Annotated in this window: 16 protein-coding genes; 12 read left to right on the top strand and 4 right to left on the bottom strand. The window is 72.8% G+C overall.

The annotated features are described in order from the left end of the window. Window positions 1-211 precede the first annotated feature (211 nt). Both N2041_RS13575 and N2041_RS13570 read right to left on the bottom strand, forming a co-directional pair. Window positions 212-1,270: a DUF459 domain-containing protein gene (locus N2041_RS13575; protein ID WP_297679117.1), complete on the bottom strand. Its 1,059-nt coding sequence runs from the start codon at window positions 1,268-1,270 to the stop codon at window positions 212-214. Window positions 1,271-1,292: 22 nt separating this feature from the next. Next, entirely contained in the window at window positions 1,293-2,714 is a 1,422-nt protein-coding gene (locus tag N2041_RS13570; protein WP_297679116.1) for an MBOAT family protein, read from the bottom strand. Window positions 2,715-2,835: 121 nt separating this feature from the next. Between N2041_RS13570 and N2041_RS13565 the strand changes: the two genes are divergently transcribed. From N2041_RS13565 to N2041_RS13535, 7 genes are all read left to right on the top strand, one after another. Beyond that, a complete protein-coding gene (locus N2041_RS13565; protein ID WP_297679115.1) occupies window positions 2,836-3,732 on the top strand; it encodes a GDSL-type esterase/lipase family protein in 897 nt (298 codons plus the stop codon). A 39-nt stretch (window positions 3,733-3,771) separates the two neighbouring features. Next, window positions 3,772-4,110 (top strand): ATP-dependent Clp protease adaptor ClpS, encoded by a 339-nt coding sequence (locus N2041_RS13560; RefSeq protein WP_270057922.1) that lies wholly within the window; start codon window positions 3,772-3,774, stop codon window positions 4,108-4,110. 153 nt (window positions 4,111-4,263) lie between these two features. Then, the gene (gene pdxT / locus N2041_RS13555) at window positions 4,264-4,881 is read left to right on the top strand and encodes a pyridoxal 5'-phosphate synthase glutaminase subunit PdxT (RefSeq protein ID WP_297679114.1); all 618 of its coding nucleotides are present in this window, start codon (window positions 4,264-4,266) and stop codon (window positions 4,879-4,881) included. Beyond that, on the top strand, window positions 4,878-5,801 hold the full coding sequence (locus N2041_RS13550; protein WP_297679113.1) for a hypothetical protein: 924 nt from the start codon (window positions 4,878-4,880) through the stop codon (window positions 5,799-5,801). Before pdxT ends, N2041_RS13550 begins: the two co-directional genes overlap by 4 nt. A 3-nt stretch (window positions 5,802-5,804) precedes the next feature. Continuing rightward, window positions 5,805-7,562: a R3H domain-containing nucleic acid-binding protein gene (locus N2041_RS13545; protein WP_297679112.1), complete on the top strand. Its 1,758-nt coding sequence runs from the start codon at window positions 5,805-5,807 to the stop codon at window positions 7,560-7,562. Further along, window positions 7,559-8,170, top strand: coding sequence for a dTMP kinase (tmk, locus tag N2041_RS13540; RefSeq protein WP_297679111.1), 612 nt, complete (start codon window positions 7,559-7,561; stop codon window positions 8,168-8,170). The genes N2041_RS13545 and tmk overlap by 4 nt, the downstream gene beginning before the upstream one ends. Before the next feature lie 90 nt (window positions 8,171-8,260). Next, a complete protein-coding gene (locus tag N2041_RS13535) occupies window positions 8,261-9,499 on the top strand; it encodes an alpha-L-fucosidase (RefSeq protein ID WP_297679110.1) in 1,239 nt (412 codons plus the stop codon). On the opposite strand, the gene N2041_RS13530 is transcribed toward N2041_RS13535, so the two are convergent. Together N2041_RS13530 and N2041_RS13525 are read right to left on the bottom strand one after the other, a co-directional pair. Then, window positions 9,467-10,771 carry an MFS transporter gene (locus tag N2041_RS13530; protein WP_297679109.1) on the bottom strand — a complete coding sequence of 435 codons (1,305 nt, stop codon included), beginning with the start codon at window positions 10,769-10,771 and terminating at the stop codon, window positions 9,467-9,469. The two genes, N2041_RS13535 and N2041_RS13530, sit on opposite strands and share 33 nt — an antisense overlap. 54 nt (window positions 10,772-10,825) lie before the next feature. Continuing rightward, window positions 10,826-12,595, bottom strand: coding sequence for an alpha/beta hydrolase (locus N2041_RS13525; protein WP_297679108.1), 1,770 nt, complete (start codon window positions 12,593-12,595; stop codon window positions 10,826-10,828). A 121-nt stretch (window positions 12,596-12,716) separates the two neighbouring features. Between N2041_RS13525 and N2041_RS13520 the strand changes: the two genes are divergently transcribed. The 5 genes from N2041_RS13520 to N2041_RS13500 all read left to right on the top strand — a co-directional run bounded on the left by N2041_RS13520 (window position 12,717) and on the right by N2041_RS13500 (window position 16,545). Continuing rightward, window positions 12,717-13,289, top strand: coding sequence for a hypothetical protein (locus N2041_RS13520; protein WP_297679107.1), 573 nt, complete (start codon window positions 12,717-12,719; stop codon window positions 13,287-13,289). Continuing rightward, window positions 13,208-14,107, top strand: coding sequence for a DNA-processing protein DprA (locus N2041_RS13515; RefSeq protein WP_297679106.1), 900 nt, complete (start codon window positions 13,208-13,210; stop codon window positions 14,105-14,107). Before N2041_RS13520 ends, N2041_RS13515 begins: the two co-directional genes overlap by 82 nt. An 80-nt stretch (window positions 14,108-14,187) precedes the next feature. Further along, entirely contained in the window at window positions 14,188-15,132 is a 945-nt protein-coding gene (locus tag N2041_RS13510) for a patatin-like phospholipase family protein (RefSeq protein WP_297679105.1), read from the top strand. 510 nt (window positions 15,133-15,642) lie between these two features. Then, window positions 15,643-15,936 carry an ATP-dependent Clp protease adaptor ClpS gene (locus tag N2041_RS13505; RefSeq protein ID WP_270057908.1) on the top strand — a complete coding sequence of 98 codons (294 nt, stop codon included), beginning with the start codon at window positions 15,643-15,645 and terminating at the stop codon, window positions 15,934-15,936. A gap of 39 nt (window positions 15,937-15,975) precedes the next feature. Then, window positions 15,976-16,545, top strand: a complete 570-nt coding sequence (locus N2041_RS13500; protein ID WP_297679104.1) for a LysM peptidoglycan-binding domain-containing protein — start codon at window positions 15,976-15,978, stop codon at window positions 16,543-16,545. Window positions 16,546-16,628 lie beyond the last annotated feature (83 nt).

Below are 16,628 nucleotides of genomic sequence, written 5' to 3'. Positions count from 1 at the left end.
TAGCCGCCCCAGGCATCGGACGTGCCGAGCCGGCGCGGCACCCACTCCTGGAAGGTGGCGAAGAGGAGGATGCCGAGCGCGGCCTGCACGAGCAGGATGGCCAGCGCCAGCGGCAGCGGGTAGCGCCCGAACCCGGGCGGGAGGCCGCCATCCATCCACCCGAGGGTACGGCCCGCGGCAGGAACGGACGACCGCGGCGGCCGCGCCCCGCTCAGGGGATGCCGGCTTCGGCCTTCAGGGCGGCCATGATGGCCCGGGCCGCCCGCTCGCCGCCGTCGCGGACGAGGTGGACGCCGTCCGGGTGGCGCATCTCCTTCACCTGCCCGTCGTCGTCGCGGAGGTAGGCGTCGTAGCCGCCGGAGGGCGTCTGGAAGAGCGGCCAGAGGTCGATGAACTGGACCCACGGGCGTTTCGCGGCCTCTTCGCGGTAGATGGCGTTCAGCTCGGCCATGCGCTGGGAGAACTCGGCGCTGCGCATGATGGGCTGGCCGACCCAGAGGACGAGGCGGTTGCCGCCGCCGAGGAGGTCCATGACGCCGGCGACGCGGCGGCGGTATTCGGCCGTCCAGCCGGGGTCGCCGGGCTGGAAGATCTGGCCGTCGGGCGTTTTGATGCCCTGCGAATCGTTCGCGCCGAACATCACGATGAAGACTTCGTAGCGGCCGGACTGGACGAGCTGGTTGAAGTGGCCGGGCCAGTCGAAGAAATCCGGCCGGGTGAGGCCGCTGGAGAGCTGGGGGTCGTGGGTGGCGGCGATGACGCCGGTTTCGGCGGCCTGCCGGACGAACGCTTCGCCGAGGACTTTGACCATCGAATCGCCGCCGATCCAGACGCGGAGGGGGTCGGCGGCGGTCGGGGTGCGGAGCTTCGGGCGCGGGTCGGGCGTCGGCGTCGGGGAGGCGGCGGGAGTGCCGCGGCCGGGGGTGGGCGTCCGGCCGGGCACGGGAGTCGCATCGCCGCCCGGCTGGCCGGGTTCGTCCCCCGGCGCGGCAGGCAGTTCGAACAGGCCGCGCTGCTCCCGGCCGAGGGCGCGGTCGAGCAGGTTGCGCGGCTCATCGAGGAAGAAGAGGCGGCTCACCGTGGCGAACGGCTTCCAGACGGCGAGCCAGAAATCGCGCTCCCGGCCGTAGGGCATCGATTCGGCGCCCTGTTCGAGCGCGGGGGCGTTGAGGAGCACGGCGAGGAGGAGGCCGCCGACCATGACGCCGAAGACGCGCCGGGGCCGGGCGCCGAGGCGCGGGCGGGGGCCGGGGCGGGTGGCATCAGCCATCGGGCAGGGTCACCTCCGGCGCTCAGAACTGGAAGTAGATGAAGGGCGCGACGCCCTCCGGCCCGAGGGCATCGATGAGCACCAGCGCCACGGCCAGCATAGCCGCCTGCGCGGCAGGGGCGAGTTCAGAGTAGGTCACTTCGAACCGCCGGAAGAGGTCGCGCGGGAGGAACTGGGCGGCGATGGCGCCGGCGATGACGGCCACGAGGAGCGGGGTGGCGGCGGGCGATGGCTCGCCCCAGGCGGTGGCGATGCGGGTGATCACCTGCCAGGCGGCGCCGAACGTCTCAGCGCGGAAGAAGATCCAGGCGAAGCAGACGACGTGGAAGGAGATGAACCAGCCGGCCGCCTTCGCCGCCGTGCCCCGGAGCCAGCGGTTGCGGGCGCGGACCTCCCGCTCGATGACGAGCCCCGCGCCGTGGATGGCGCCCCAGGCGACGAACGTCCAGGCCGCGCCGTGCCAGAGCCCGCCGAGCAGCATCGTGAGGAAGAGATTGCGGTAGGTGAACCACGTGCTGCCCCGGCTGCCGCCGAGCGGGATGTAGAGGTAATCGCGCAGCCAGCGGCTGAGCGTCATGTGCCAGCGCCGCCAGAAATCCTGCAGCGACCACGCGCGGTAGGGCTGGTCGAAGTTCTGCGGGAACTGGATGCCGAGGAGGAGCGCGCAGCCGATGGCGATATCGGTGTAGCCGCTGAAATCGGCGAAGATCTGGACCGCGTAGGCGTAGACGCCGAGCAGGTTTTCGAGCGCGCTGTGGGTGCCCGGGCTGGCGAAGACGGGGTCGGCGATTTCGCCGGCGAGGTAGGTGGAGATGACGACCTTCTTGAACAGGCCGGCGACGATGAGCGTGAAGGCCGGCGCGGCGTCGATGACGCGGTCGCGGAAGGGCTCGCGAATCTGCGGCGCGAACTCGGTGACGCGGACGATGGGGCCGGCGACGAGGTGGGGGAAGAAGGAGAGGTAGAGCGCGAAATCGAGCGGAGAGAGCGGCTCGCACTGCCCGCGGGCGATGTCGACCAGGTAGCTGATGGCGTGGAAGGTGAAGAACGAGATGGCGACGGGGAGGGTGACCTGGAGGAGCGGCAGCGGGAGGTCGACGCCGAAGCGCTCGATGAGGCCGGCGACGTCCTTCACGAAGAAGCCGTAGTACTTGAACCAGCCGAGGGTGGCGAGGTTGGCGGCGATGCCGAAGCCGAGGAACCAGCGGCCGAAGCGGTCGAGCCCCTCCGGGCCGCGCATCCGGGCGAGGTCGCGGCCGACGGCCCAGTTGAAGGCCGTCGAGCCGATGAGGAGGAGGACGAACTTCGGCTCCCAGAAGCCGTAGAAGAACCAGCTGGCGAGCACGAGGAAGACGCGCCACCAGAGGTGCCACGGCCGGATGAGCCAGGCGACGGCGAAGACGGCGACGAAGAAGATGGCGAAATCGACGGTCGGGAAGAGCATGGTCGCGGCCGGCGGGGGCGCCGCCCCCGCCCCGCATTGTCGCGGGCTGGCGCGAAGCGGGCGACTGCGGGAACTTTACCCCGGGTCCGCGCGTTGTCGGATTCGAAGCCCCTGCGAGGTCGTGGAGTTGGAGGATTCGCCCGGCGCCGACGCGGCACCCGACCCGGGCGAGCGCGCCGGGCGGCGGTGGCGCGCCCGCCGCTGGCACGGGGCGCTGCTCGTGCTCGCCGGGGTGCTCGGCGGCTGCGCGGGCGTCGTCTTCTCGCTGGCCGATGATCCGGCGGCGGAGGCGCCGGGCGGCGCTGCGGCGGCCGACGCGCCCCCGCGCTACGTCTTCGTGGCCTGGCTGGCATACGACGGCACGCCGGAGCCGCCGCCGACGCCCACCCCCACGCCGACCCCGCCCCCGGCGCGGCTGCAATCCGCGCAGGGCGTCCGCCTCTGGTCGGACGGCGATTCGACGTCGTACTTCATGACGGTCGCGCTCTTCGCCGGGTGGTCGGCGCTGGGCGGGGTGCCGGTGCGCGGGGCGGACTACAAGATCAGCTCGGGGCTGATGCGGCCGGACTTCTTCGACTGGCCGGCGTACCTCGCGGCGGAGATGGCCCGCTACGACCCGGACGTGGTGGTCTTCATGGTGGGCGCTAACGATGCGAACCAGGTGCGCTCGGCGGAGGAGTACGGCGCGCGGGTCGGCGCGGTGATGGACCTGCTCTACCGGCCGGGGCGGACGGTGGTGTGGGTGGGGCAGCCGAACATGGGCCGGGCCGACCTCGCGGCGAGCGTGCCGCGCATCAACGCCGTCTTCGCGGAGCAGGCAGCCGCCCGCCCGTGGGTGCTCTACCTCGATACGTGGGCGCTGACCTCGGCGCCGGATGGCAGCTACGCCGCGGCCCTGCCGGATGAGCACGGCACGGTGCAGGTCATCCGGGTGAGCGACGGGGTGCACTTCACGCCGGCCGGCGGGCGGCGGCTGGCGCTGGCCGTCATCGCGGCCCTGTTCGAACCCGGCCGCTGAGCGCCGGGGGCCCGGCCGCCCGGCGGTATAATCGAAGGCATGAGCCTGCTGCCATCTCCCGGGACGCACGTCATCGACGAGACCGACCAGCAGCTCGAACCGCCGTACCACCTCGTGCTGCTGGACGACGACGAGCACACCTACGCGTACGTCATCCGGATGTGCGCGGAGATCTTCGGCTACGGGCCGGAGAAGGGGTACGCGATCGCCTGCGTGGTGGACAGCCAGGGGCGGGCCGTGCTGATGACGGGCAGCCACGATGAGGTCCGGGCGAAGCAGGAGCTGGTGCACGCCTACGGGCCGGACCCGCTGATGCCGAATTCGCGCGGGAGCATGTCGGCCGTCATCGAGCCGGCGTACCAGGGCACGGGAAGTTAACGTTCGCCGACACGCAGGCGCTCTGCGGGTGCGGTACACTGGAAGCAGGTTGCGCAGGGTTTTCGCACTGCCGTTGCCATCGAGCATTCGCATCACCATGTGCCCCTCGGTTGCCGTCCGTGAGCCGCGCCCTGCGCCGGGGGCTGGTTCCGCATGACGGTTTCGCCGCGTTCGTCCGCGCCCCGCACCGTGGGGGTGCTGGCGCTGCAGGGGGATTTCCGGGAGCACCGGGAGATGCTGGAGGGGATGGGCCACCGGGCGATCGAAGTCCGGAAGCCGGCCCAGCTCGAGGGGCTCGATGCGCTCATCATCCCGGGCGGGGAGAGCACGACGATCGCCCGGCTCATCCTCTCGAACGGGTTCCAGGAGCCGCTGCGGGCGTTCTGCGCGAGCGGCCGGCCGACGTGGGGCACCTGCGCCGGCGCCATCCTGCTCGCGAAGGAAGTCGACCGCCTCGATCGGCCGGGCATCGAAACGATGCACATCCGCGTGCGGCGGAACGCGTTCGGCAGGCAGGTGGACAGCTTCGAAGAAGACCTCGCCATCGAAGGGCTGGAGGGCGGGCCGTTCCGGGCCGTCTTCATCCGCGCGCCGGTCATCGAGCGGGTGGACCCGCCGGCGCGGCCGATCGCGCGGCTGGCGGACGGCACGGTGGTCGCCGCCCGGCAGGGGAACCTGCTGGCCACGAGCTTCCACCCGGAGCTGACGCACGACACGCGGCTGCACGCCTACTTCCTCACCATCGGCGCGCCGCCGGGAGCCGCGAAATGAGCGACCACGCAGCCGAGGCCCTGAGCCCGATCGACGCGGCGACGCTCTGGCCGCAGCTCCACCGGCTGGATACGGAGGTGGTGGCGCTGCGCGGCGGGCAGAACCTGCTCGTCTCGAGCGGGCTGGCGGCGACGGGCATCACCCGGCTGCCGAAAGTGCCGCGAACGGCCGTCGTCGGGCTTCGCCGCGGCCTCAGCTACCGCGGCGTGGCGGTCGCGCGGCAGCTGGCGGGCGGCGCCGGCTGGGATGTGGCCTCGCTCCGCATCGGCCGGCCGAAGGACGACGATGCGGTGACGGCGCTCCTGCAGGGCCTCGCGCGCGAGGTGGCGCTGCGCGGCGGGCGGGTGCTCTACCTGCGGTACGCCGAGGGGTCGCCCCATGCGGGCGCGCTGCGGCGGGCCGGCTTCTACGCCTACCGGCTGGAGCGGCTGTACGCGCTGCGGAGCAGCCGGGCCGCGCCGGGGCCGGGCAATCCGTTCCGGCCGGCCGTGCGGGCCGACCGCGCGGGCATCTTCCGGCTCTACTGCCGGGCCGTGCCGGAGCCGGTGCGGCGGAACGAAGCGCCGGGCCAGCAGGAGTTCCGGGCGGTGCTCGATTCGTTCGATTGCGAACAGGAATTCGTGGCCGATGGGGAGGGCGGGCTCATCGGCTGGGCCGGGATCGGCGAGCGGGAGGCGCACCTCCTGCTCGCGGAAGGGGGCGCCCTCGTCGAGGCGGCGCTCGACACGGTGGAGGCGCACGCGCCGCGCCACGGCGCGCTCGTCGTCGCCGAACATCAGCCCGGCATCGAAGCGGCCGCGCAGGAGCGCGGCTACCCGGCCCTCGGAGTGCGGCTCATGTGCGCGCGCCGCCTCGCGCGGGCCGAGACCCTCAAGGAGGTCGTGGCGGTCCCGGCGGAATCCTTCCCCGTGCCGCAATGAGCCGTGAGCCAGTCATCTTCTGCATCCGCACCGCTGCCCCCTGAGCAGATCGTCACCGACGATCTCGACCTTCTGCTCGATGCGCTCCCGCCGCACATCTCCGGCCCGCTGCGCGAGGCCGAGCGCCGCGCCGACCTGCTCGAAGTCGTGATGGACCTCGGCCGGCTGCCGGAAGCCCGCTACCCCGGCCGCGAAGTCATCCTCAGCCGCGAAGAAGTGACCGAAGCGGACCTCCAGTGGGTCATCGCGCGCATCGGCGACTTCGGCGACGACAACCGCGCGGGCATCGAACGGACGCTCCACCGGATCAGCTGCATCCGCAACCGGCGCGGCAAGGTCATCGGCCTCACCTGCCGCGTGGGCCGGGCCGTCTACGGCACCATCCGCGTCATCGAAGACCTCGTGCTGAGCGGGAAGAACATCCTCCTGCTCGGGCGGCCGGGCGTGGGCAAGACGACGATGCTGCGCGAAGTCGCGCGGGTGCTCGCCGACGACGCGAACAAGCGCGTCATTATCGTCGATACCTCGAACGAAATCGGCGGCGACGGCGATGTGCCCCACCCGGCGATCGGCGGCTCCCGCCGGATGCAGGTCGCCACGCCCTCGATGCAGCACGCGGTGATGATCGAGGCGGTGGAGAACCACATGCCGGAAGTGATCGTCATCGACGAGATCGGCACGGAGCTGGAGGCGCAGGCAGCGCGCACGATCGCCGAGCGCGGCGTGCAGCTCGTCGGCACCGCCCACGGCACCTCGCTCGAGAACCTGATGCTGAACCCGACGCTGGCCGACCTCATCGGCGGGATCCAGTCGGTGACGCTGGGCGACGAAGAGGCGCGCCGCCGCGGCACGCAGAAGTCGATCCTCGAACGGAAGGCGCCGCCGACGTTCGACATCGTGGTCGAAATCGAGAGCTGGCGGCGGGTGGCCATCCACAAGAACGTCGCCGAGACGGTCGACGCCATCCTGCGGGGCTACCGGGCGAAGCCGGAGACGCGGCAGCTCGGCCCCGGCGGCCGGATCGAAATCGTGGACGACGCCGACCGGGAAGGCGGCGAATTCGGCATGGGCGCGCCGGCGCCGGCCCGCCCGGGCCGGCCCCCGACGTGGGAGATCGGCCACCGGCGGAACGGCGGCCACATCCGGGAGTTCCGGGAGCCGCGCGAGCCGCGGGGGTTCGAGCCCGCCCCGGCGGAGCCGGCGGAGTTCGACGACGATGAGCCGCCGCAGTTCGCAGCCCCGGCGCTGCGGCCGGCCTCCCGCATCACCCGCATCTTCCCGTTCGGCATCCCGCGGGCGCGGCTCGAACAGGCGGCCCGCTCCGTCGACGCCAACATCGAACTGGTCGATGACCCGGCCGATGCCGACGCGGTCATCACCCTGCGCAACTACTACCGGAGCAAGCCGCCGGCCCTGCGCGAGGCCGAGGAGCGGAACCTGCCGCTTTACGTGGTGAAGAGCAGCGGCGTCTACCAGCTCGAACAGGCGCTGCTCCAGCTGCGCGGCGACCGGGGCAGCTCTGGCGCGCGCGGCCCGAAGCGCGACCCGATGGTCGATGTCTTCCGGGAGACGGAGGAGGCGATCGCGAAGGTGCTGGAGGAGGGGCGGCCGGTGGAGCTGCCGCCGGCGAACAGCTACATCCGCCGGGTGCAGCACCAGCTGGCGACCCGCTACAACCTGGAGAGCCGCAGCTCGGGCAAGGAGCCGATGCGCCGCGTGAAGATCCTGCCGCTCGGCAGCGGGACGCCGTTCGAGCGGTGAGCAGCGGCCGCTTCATCGTCTTCGAAGGGGGCGAAGGCTCCGGCAAGAGCACGGCCGCGGCGGCCGTCGCGGCCCGGCTGGAGGCGGCCGGCCGGCGCGTCGTCCTCACCCGCGAGCCGGGCGGCACCCCGGCGGGCGAGGTCATCCGCGGGCTGCTCCACGAGCGGCTGAGCCCGTGGGCCGAGCTGTTCGCCTTCCTCACCGCCCGCGCCGAGCTCGTCGCGGCCGTCATCCGGCCGGCGCTCGAGCGGGGCGACACGGTCATCTGCGACCGGTTCGCGCCGAGCACCTTCGCCTACCAGGTGCACGCGCGCGGGCTCGACCCCGTCATCGTCCGCACGGCGAACCGGGCGGCCACCGGCGGGCTCGAGCCGGACCTCGTGGTCTACCTCGACATCGACCCGGCGGCCGGCCTGGCGCGGAAGGGGAGCGAGAGCGCCGCGGTGGCGACGGGGCTGGAGGGGCTGGAGTTCCACCGGAAGGTGCGCGAGGGCTACCTGCTGCAGGCGCGCGACGACGCCGGCCGCTGGGCGGTGATCGATGCCGCGCTGCCGGCCGAGCGGGTCGCGGAGCTGGCGGCGGAGCGGGTGCTGCGGCTGCTGGGGTAGGCGGGGCTTGCGCGGGTCTTGCCGGCGGCGGGCCGCTTCCTTCGTCCCGCTGGCGCTGCCGGCCGCCATCGCGTAGCATCGCGGCCCGCGATGGGGAGCTGGTTCGAGACGGCCCGGTTCGGGATGTTCATCCACTGGGGGCACGCCTCGCAGCAGGGTGTCGAACTCTCCTGGCCGATGGCCGGCGGCAACGTCGCCCTGCCGACCGGCAGCATGGCCGTCGCCGACTACCAGGCCTCCGCGGCGACCTTCGACCCCCGCGAGCGCGACTTCGCCGCCCTCGCCCGGCTCGCGAAACGCTGCGGCATGCAGTACGCCGTCTTCACCGCGAAGCACCACGACGGCTACGCGATGTTCCACACGAAGACCTCGGATTTCGGGGTCGCCAGTTCGCCCGTCGGCGCCGACCTCGTCCGCGAGTACGTGGAGGCGTTCCGGGCCGAGGGGCTCCGGGTCGGGCTTTACTTTTCGCTCTGCGACTGGCACCACCCGGACTACCCGGCGATGACCGACGACGACCGGCCGTACCGGTTCGGCCGCGGCCGGCAGCCGACGCCGGAAGGCTGGGCGCGGTTCCTCGGCGACATGTTCGAACAGGTGCGCGAGCTGCTGACGAACTACGGGCCGATCGACCTCCTCTGGTTCGACGGCGGCTGGGAGCGGACGCCGGGGCAGTGGCGCGCGGCAGAGCTGGAGGCGCTCATCCGGGAGCTGCAGCCCGGCATCCTCATCAACGACCGGCTGCCGGGCGCGGGCGACTTCGAAACGCCGGAGCAGTTCGTGCCGCCGCAGCCGCCGGGCCGGCCGTGGGAGACCTGCATGACGCTCAACGAGAGCTGGGGCTACGTACCCTCGGACACGCGGTGGAAATCGCCCCGGCAGGTCGTCCACACGCTCTGCGAGGTGGCCGGCCGGGGCGGCAACCTGCTGCTGAACGTGAGCCCGATGGGCGACGGCCGCCTGCCGCCGAAGCAGCTCGCCATCCTCGAAGAGGTGGCGGGGTGGATGGCGCGCCACGGCGAGGCGGTCATCGGCACGGAGCCGGGGCTCGAACCGTGGCAGGTCTACGGCCCCTCGACGAAGCGCGGCAGCGTGACGTACGTCTTCCTCCTCATGCGCCCGTACGAATCGGTGACGCTGCGCAGCGTGCCGATCGACCACGCGGCCCGGGTGTGGTGTCTCGGCACCGGCGAGGAGCTGCGCGCCAGAGGCCGCTGCGCCATCGCCGACCGGCTTTTCGGGCGCGACCCGCTGGGCGAGCTGACCATCGAGGTGCCGCCCGGCGCGGTCGACCCGCTAGCGACCGTGCTGGCGGTCGAGTGGCGGTGAGGGCCGCCGCGCGAGCAGGAAGAAGATGGAGCCGGAGAGCGCGATGAGCGCGAGGACATCGAAGCCGAGCCGGTAGTTGCCGGTCCGGTCGTAGAGCGCGCCGGCGATGAGCGGCCCGAAGACGGTGCCGGTGATGATGACCATCGCGGAGACGCCCATGATCTTGCCGAACGCCGCCCGGCCGAAGTAGTCGGCGCGGATGGCGGACATCTGCGGGCCGCGCCAGCCCCACGCGAGGCCGTGGATGACGACGAAGGCCGCCACCATCCACGTCGCGACCGCGTGGGAGAGGATGAGCAGGCCGGTGCAGTGCATCGCCATGCAGGCGACGAGGAAGGCGCGCTTGTTCACGCGGTCGCCGATGAAGCCGCCGGTGAGGTTCCCGACCATGAAGGTGAAGGTGAGCGCGAGCACCACCGCCGAGGCCTGCCCGAGCGTGTAGCCGAGCGCCTCGCGCAGGTGGGAGACGAGGTGGACGGCCATCGAGCTGACGACGAAGAGCGCGGACGCGTGGCCGAAGGCGATGAGCCAGAACGCCGGCGTGCGGAGCGCCTCGCCGAGGGTAAAGTCGCGGGAGGCAGGCGCAGCCGGCGGCAGGTCGGCGGGGTCGCGGGCCGGGCGGGCCGGGGGCGCGCCGTCCGGTTCGAGCCCGAGGTCGTGCGGGTGGTGGCGGTAGAGCTGGGCGAGCGGCAGCCCGGCCGCGATGATGAGGACGCCCGAGAGGAACGCCGTCGTCCGCCAGCCGAGCGATTCGAGCGCGAGGACGGTGAGCGGCACGCACATCCCGCCGACGGCGAAGCCGGCCGAGGTGAGCGAGATGGCCGTCGCCCGGCGGCGTTCGAACCAGTGGACGGCGGCGAACGTCGCGGTGAAGTAGCCGGACATGCTGGCCCCGACGGACATCACGAGGAAGGCACCGTAGAACTGGAGCGGGTCCTGCACGCGGCTGAAGAGCATGAAGCCGATGCCGAGGATGACCACGCCGGCGGAGGCGATTTTGCGGGGGCCGAAGCGGTCGAGCAGGGTGCCGTGGACGGGACCGAGGATGCCGCTTTCGGCCTCGCGGAGGCTGGAGGCGGCGGAGAGGAGCGTCTTGCTCCAGCCGAACTCGTCGCGCAGGAGGACGACGTAGGCGCCGTAGGCCTGGCCGAGGAGGGCAGCCTGCAAGGCCTGGAGGGCGCCGCCGACGGCGACGACCCACCAGCCGTAGAAGACGCGGGCCGGGCGGCGGACCCGGCGGCCCGCGAGAGCGCCGGGCGCGGCGTCGGCCACGCGGCTCCTCCGGTCCCGGGGCGGGGGTGAGGTGGAGTCTACGTGAGCAGCCGGTTAGCTGCCGGGGCGGCCCCGGCGGGCCTGGGCGACGCCGACGCCGACGAAGGCGACGGCCATGGCGAGCAGCAGGAGGCCGGCGACCCAGTAGCCCCAGGTGGCGGGTTCGCCGCTGCCGGCGTCCGTCTCCGGCGGCGGAGGCGTCGTCTCGCCTTCGTCGCCGCCGTCGTTCGCGGCGGGCGGCTCTGCTGCGCCGGCAGGGGCCGGCGTCGGGGCGAGGCGGGCCGAGCGGGTCGGCGTCGCTTCCGTCCGCGGCGCGGCCGTCGGGCCGGCCTGCTGGCCGGGCGGCGGCGGGCCGTCGCCGCAGGTAGCGCCGGCGGCGGGCACGGCCAGGTTCAGGAGGTAGGCGTTCACGATCTCATCGACGCAGGCGCTGCCCTGCGCGTAGATGGTGTGGCCTTCGCCGCGGTAGGTGAGGAGGACGCCGCTTTCGAGCTGTTCGCTGAGCGCTTTCCCCCATTCGTAGGGAGTCGCCGGGTCGTTGGTGGTGGCGATGACGAGGATGGGCGGCGCCCCAGCCGCGCGCGGCACGCCGAGGGGGTCGGGCTCGGCCGCCCAGTAGGCGCAGACGAGCCCGCCGGTGGCCGCCGCCCGGCCGAAGGTGGGCGCCAGCTTCGCGAAGCGGTCGGCCATCGCGCGGTAGGCCTGCGGGTCGCGCGGGCAAACCGAGTCGACCGAGTTGACGGCGTAGTTCGCCTCGATGAGGTTCGGGTAGGTGCCGTCCGGGTTCCGCTGGAGGTAGAAGTCGGTCAGTTCGACGAGCCCGGTGCCGTCGCCGCCGAGGGCCCGGGTGAGCGCCCCGGTGAGCTGGTTCCAGGTGAACTTGCTGTAGAGGGCGGCGATGATGCCGAGCTGGACTTCGCCGGGGCCGGCGGGCCGGTCCGCGCCGGGCGCGGGGATGGGCGCCTGCTCCGCCATGGCGATGACGCGGTCGATGGCCGCGCGCGGGTCGCCATCGCGGGCGAGCGCGCACCGCTTCGCCGCGCAATCGGCGAGGTAGGCCTGGAGGGCGCGTTCGAAGCCGATCATCTGGGTGATGGAGACGGTTTCGTAGTCGAGCGACTGGTCGGTGCCGCCATCGAGGACGAAGGCGCGCACCCTCCCCGGGAACATGTCGGCGTACACGGCGCCGATGGTGGTGCCGTAGGAGTAGCCGACGTAGGTGAGCTGCTCTTCGCCGAGCGCCTGGCGGAGGGCGTCCATATCGCGGGCGACGTTCTTCGTGCCGACGTGGGGGAGGAGGCGGCCGGCCGCGGCGGCGCAGTCGTCGGCGAAGGCCTTCGAGACGCGCTCCGCCTCGCGCCATTCGGCCTCGGTTTCCGGGTCGGGGTCGATGGCGACGAGCTCCTGGAGCCGTTCGTGGCAGACGATGGGCGTGCTTTCGCCGACGCCGCGGGGGTCGAAGGCGACGAGGTCGAACCGGTCGCGGATGGCGGCAGGGGCGATGGCCTGCCACGTCTTCATGAAGTCGATGGCGGAGCCGCCGGGGCCGCCGGGGTTGGCCATGAGGACGCCGATGCGCTGGTCGGGCTTGCGTGCCGGGTAGCGGATGACGCTGAGCTCGATGGTCTCGCCGCCGGGGTCGGCCCAGTCGAGCGGGACCTGGAGCGTGGCGCATTCGGCGCGGCCGCCGCAGGAGGACCACTGGAGGGCGGCGGGGCCGCCGGGGGTGGCATCGGCGCCGGCAGCCGGGCGCTCGCGGTCGGAGCAGGCGGCAGCGAAGACGGCGAGGGCGGCGACGGCAAGCGTGAGGAGGGGGGTGCGCATACGTGAGAGAAGGTACCAGCAGAAAGGGAAAGGAAAGAGCGAGGCGGGGTGCGGGCGGATGGCTTGCCTCTTGAGGTCGGCATGCCCGGCTGCTACAAATCGGGCCTTCAGGGGACCTCGAGTGGAGATTTGGCTCGGAAAACACCCGGTCGAGCCCTGGCGAGGCGCATGGGCGCTGGACTGGCATACCGTCGACCACGAGGGACCGGGCTACCGGCGGTCTGAGCTCGGGGAGCTCGTATATGCGCTGAAGTACGGGACGGACCGGAGCGCGGCGGCCACCATCGCGGAGCGGCTCGCCGAGTTCGTGTCCACGCTGTACGTCTTTCGGAATGTCGCCGCGATCATCCCGGTTCCGCCGAGCGACAGGGAGCGAGTGTGGCAGCCTGTCGAGGTTCTCGCCGACGAGCTCGCAGCCCGCACCGGACGCACGGCGGACCGGGAGTGGCTGGTGCGCGTCCGGGCGGGGGCTCCGCTCAAGGACCTCGAATCGCCGGAGGAGCGCGAGGGGGCGCTGCGCGGTGCCTTCGCGGTCACGGACCCCGACCGGTACCACGGCAGGCCCCTGCTGCTGCTGGACGACATCTTTCGTTCAGGGGCGACCCTGCGCGAGTGCACTCGGGCGATGCTGCGGGACGGGGCCTGCGCGGCCGTCTATGCTGTGACCATCACGAGAACGAGGGTACGGCGTTGACGGGTTCGGGCGTCGCCGGGGTCGCGGCCGAAATCCGGCCGGGAAGCGCGGGCTACCCCTCGAGGGTGGCGAATCGGCTCGCGCGGCCGGCGACCCTGTATGTCCTGGGCAACCCGGGCCTGCTCACTGCTTCCCCGGCTGTCGCTGTCGCTGGTGCACGGGCAGCGCCCCCAGCTGCGCTCGCAGATGCGGCAGCGATTGGTGCAGAGTGCGCGAAACGCGGCTGGATGGTGGTAACCGGCGGCGCGCGCGGCGTGGATGCCGCGGCCGTCGAAGGCGCGCTTTCGGCCGGCGGGCGTGCGCTCGTCGTCCTTGCTGAGGGGATCGAGGGCGGCAAAGCGCGGGCGATGCTCCGCCAATACCCGGCCGAGGGCGTTGCCGTCGTTTCCCAGTTCGCGCCGCGCGCCGCCTGGAAATCATGGCAGGCCATGGTGCGCAACGGACTCATCCTCGCGTTTGCCGATGCGCTCGTCGCCGTCGCCTTCGGGGAGAGCGGCGAGCGCGCAGCATCGCCCGGCACGGCCTCGAAGCAGGCGCTCAGCGGCACCCTCGATGCAGTCGTCAAGGCGACTGGCGTCGCAGGGAAACCGGGCTGGGAGGAGTTCGCCGGAGCGTGGTCGCTGAGCCCAATCCCCCGGTCCGACCGGCAAACGGTCGATACACGCGCCGTCCATCTCGCGACCTCCCCGGCCGCAGCCATCGCGGAGATCGCGGCGCGCCTCGCGGCGGCCGAACCTGCAAACTCGCTCCCGTCAGCCCGCGCGAGGGGCGAGATCGACGAGCGCACCCAGCCGCCCCTGTTCGTCCTGGAGCGGTAGGCAGCCGCTCCTGCCCGGAAAAATCGCCCTTCGGGTGGGCCATCCGCCTGCCGATACCCATGACACAGGAGGATGCAGGGGTGACGGCGCAGGGTCCGCGGCAGGGCAGGCTCGCGCTGGTGCTCGGGGGCGGCGGCACGCTCGGGGTGGTGCAGGCCGCCTACATCCAGGCCGCCTTCGAACTCGGCTTCCGGCCCGATATCGTCATCGGCACGAGCGTCGGTGCGCTCAACGGCGCCTGGGTGGCGATGTACCCGGACGACCCGCAAGGGCTGCTCGATGTTTGGCGGGGGCTCGGCCGCATCCGCGTGCTCCGCTGGAACCCGCTCCACCTCGCCGCCCGCGTCACGCGGAACCCGCGCGCCCTGCGCGACAACGACATCGTCCGCGGGCTCATCGATGCCCACGTGCGCGACCTCCGGTTCGAAGACGCGCGGCTCGAGCTCGCGGTGGTGGCGACGAACCTCACCCGCGGGCGGAAACACCTCTTCCGCGAAGGCCCGCTCGCGCCGGCCATCGCCGCGTCGACTGCCATCCCGGGGGTGTTCGAACCGGTGGAACTCGCCGGCGAGCTGTACGTCGACGGCTGCATCACGGCCTCGGTCGATATCGCGAGCGCGCTGGCCCTCGGCGCGACGGAGGTGCTGGCGATCGACCTGACGCCGCCGGCCGGCGCCGCCGCGCCGCCGAAGACGGCGCTCGGCGTGCTGGCGCAATCGTTCCGCATCCTCAGCCGCGCGACGACCGAGGCGATGGAAGCGATCGGGCGGTCGGCGGCCGCGGTGCAGGTCGTGCGCCCGGACCTGGCGGGGCTGTCGCCGTGGCGGCTCGATGTGGCCGAACCGCTCATCCAGGAGCAGCTGGCGCAGGCGCGGTGCCGCCTCACGCGCGTCCTCGACCCGTGGGGCCGGGTGGCCGGGGGCGGGAACCGGGAGACGGGAGGCGGGAAGCGGGAAGCGGGAGACGGGAACCGGGAGACGGGAGGCGGGAACCGGGAGACGGGAGAGCGGAGGCACGCCGCGTAGGGCGGGGAACGGGGAGCGGGAACCGGGCGGGAGTTTCAACTTCCAACCTTCAACCTCCAACCTCCAACCCCGCGCGGGGCGCGGGAAGGGAGGCCCGTAGTCGCGGGGCTCCGTCCCCGCGGGGCGCCATGCGCCCAACGGATGTTCCGGGAGGCCGGAAGCGGGAGGCGGGAACCGGGAGGCGGGAGCCGAGAGGCGGGAACGGGAAACGGGAAGCGGGAACGGGGAAGCGGGAGGGCGCGTGAATTCGACGGTCCGGGTGGGCCTCGCCGGCCCTCCGCGGGGACGGAGCCCCGCGGCTACGGAGTTGGGAGCGAGCGTACGGCTGCCCCAGGCTCCGTCAACCTCCAACCTCCAACCCCCAGCGCCGGCGCGGAGCGCCGGCATCCCGCGGCGATGCCGCCGAAGGCGGCGAGCCCTTCCCCGCCGCGGGCGGCCAGTCGGCGGCATCCCGCGCTATACTTCCAGCGCTCCCAACTCCGAACTCCGAACTCCCAGCTCCCACCTCCCATGTCCACGCCGACCATCGAACTCGACCCCGTCGTGCTCGAGAAGGTGCTCCCGCCGTACCGGGTCATCCTCCACAACGACGATGTGAACACCATGGACCACGTGGTGCGCGCCCTGCAGCGCTCGGTGCCGTCGCTCACGCGGGAGGAGGCGACGGCGATCATGCTCGAAGCGCACCACCACGGCCGGGCCGTCGTCATCGAATGCCCGAAGGAAGCGGCCGAGCACTACCGCGCGCGGCTGGAATCGTTCGGGCTCACGGCGACCATCGAGCCCGCGGGGCGGGACGGTTGACTTTCCCCTTTCGCGCGCGGGGGTAGGCTTGGGATACCGGTGACCGACGCGACCTGTCATTACTGCGAACGCCCGGCGACGGCCGATTGCCCGACCTGCGGCCGGCTCTACTGCGATGAGCACGGCGCGGAGCTTTGCCTGCGCTGCATGGCGCCAGAGGCGGCGGTGCCTTCGGCGCGAGTGTTCCGCGGTTCGCTGGCGCTGCTCGCGCTGGCGACGCTCGTGACCGCCTTCCTCCTCATCCGGCCGCCCGCGACCGAGAGCCGCGGCCCGCTCGTGCGCGAACTCCCGAGCCCGACCCCGGCGGTGGCGGCGACCGCCACTCCGACGCCCCGCGGCGGCGCCCCGAGCCCGACGGCGGCCGGCGGCGGCGCGACCCGGCCGCCTTCGACCCCGGCCACGCCGGCGACGCCGCAGCCCGGTTCGCCCACGCCGACGCCCGCGGGCGCGACCCCGACGCCGGCGGCGCGCACCTACGTCGTCAGGTCCGGCGACACCCTCTTCCAGATCGCGCTCGACAACGGCACGACGGTCGATGCCATCCTCGCGGTGAACCCGGGCCTGAACCCGGATACGCTTGCGGTCGGCATGGAGATCCGGCTGCCGTGAGGTACGACGACGACCCCGAACTCCAGCGCGAGCTGAAGACGCGCGCGGTCCGCGCGGGCATCCTGCGCTCGGCGATCCTGTGG

This window comes from Tepidiforma sp. (genome assembly GCF_026419595.1).
Taxonomy (GTDB): domain Bacteria; phylum Chloroflexota; class Dehalococcoidia; order Tepidiformales; family Tepidiformaceae; genus Tepidiforma.
Note: the sequence above shows the minus strand (reverse complement) of the source record. Positions and strands in the feature narration are given on the sequence as shown.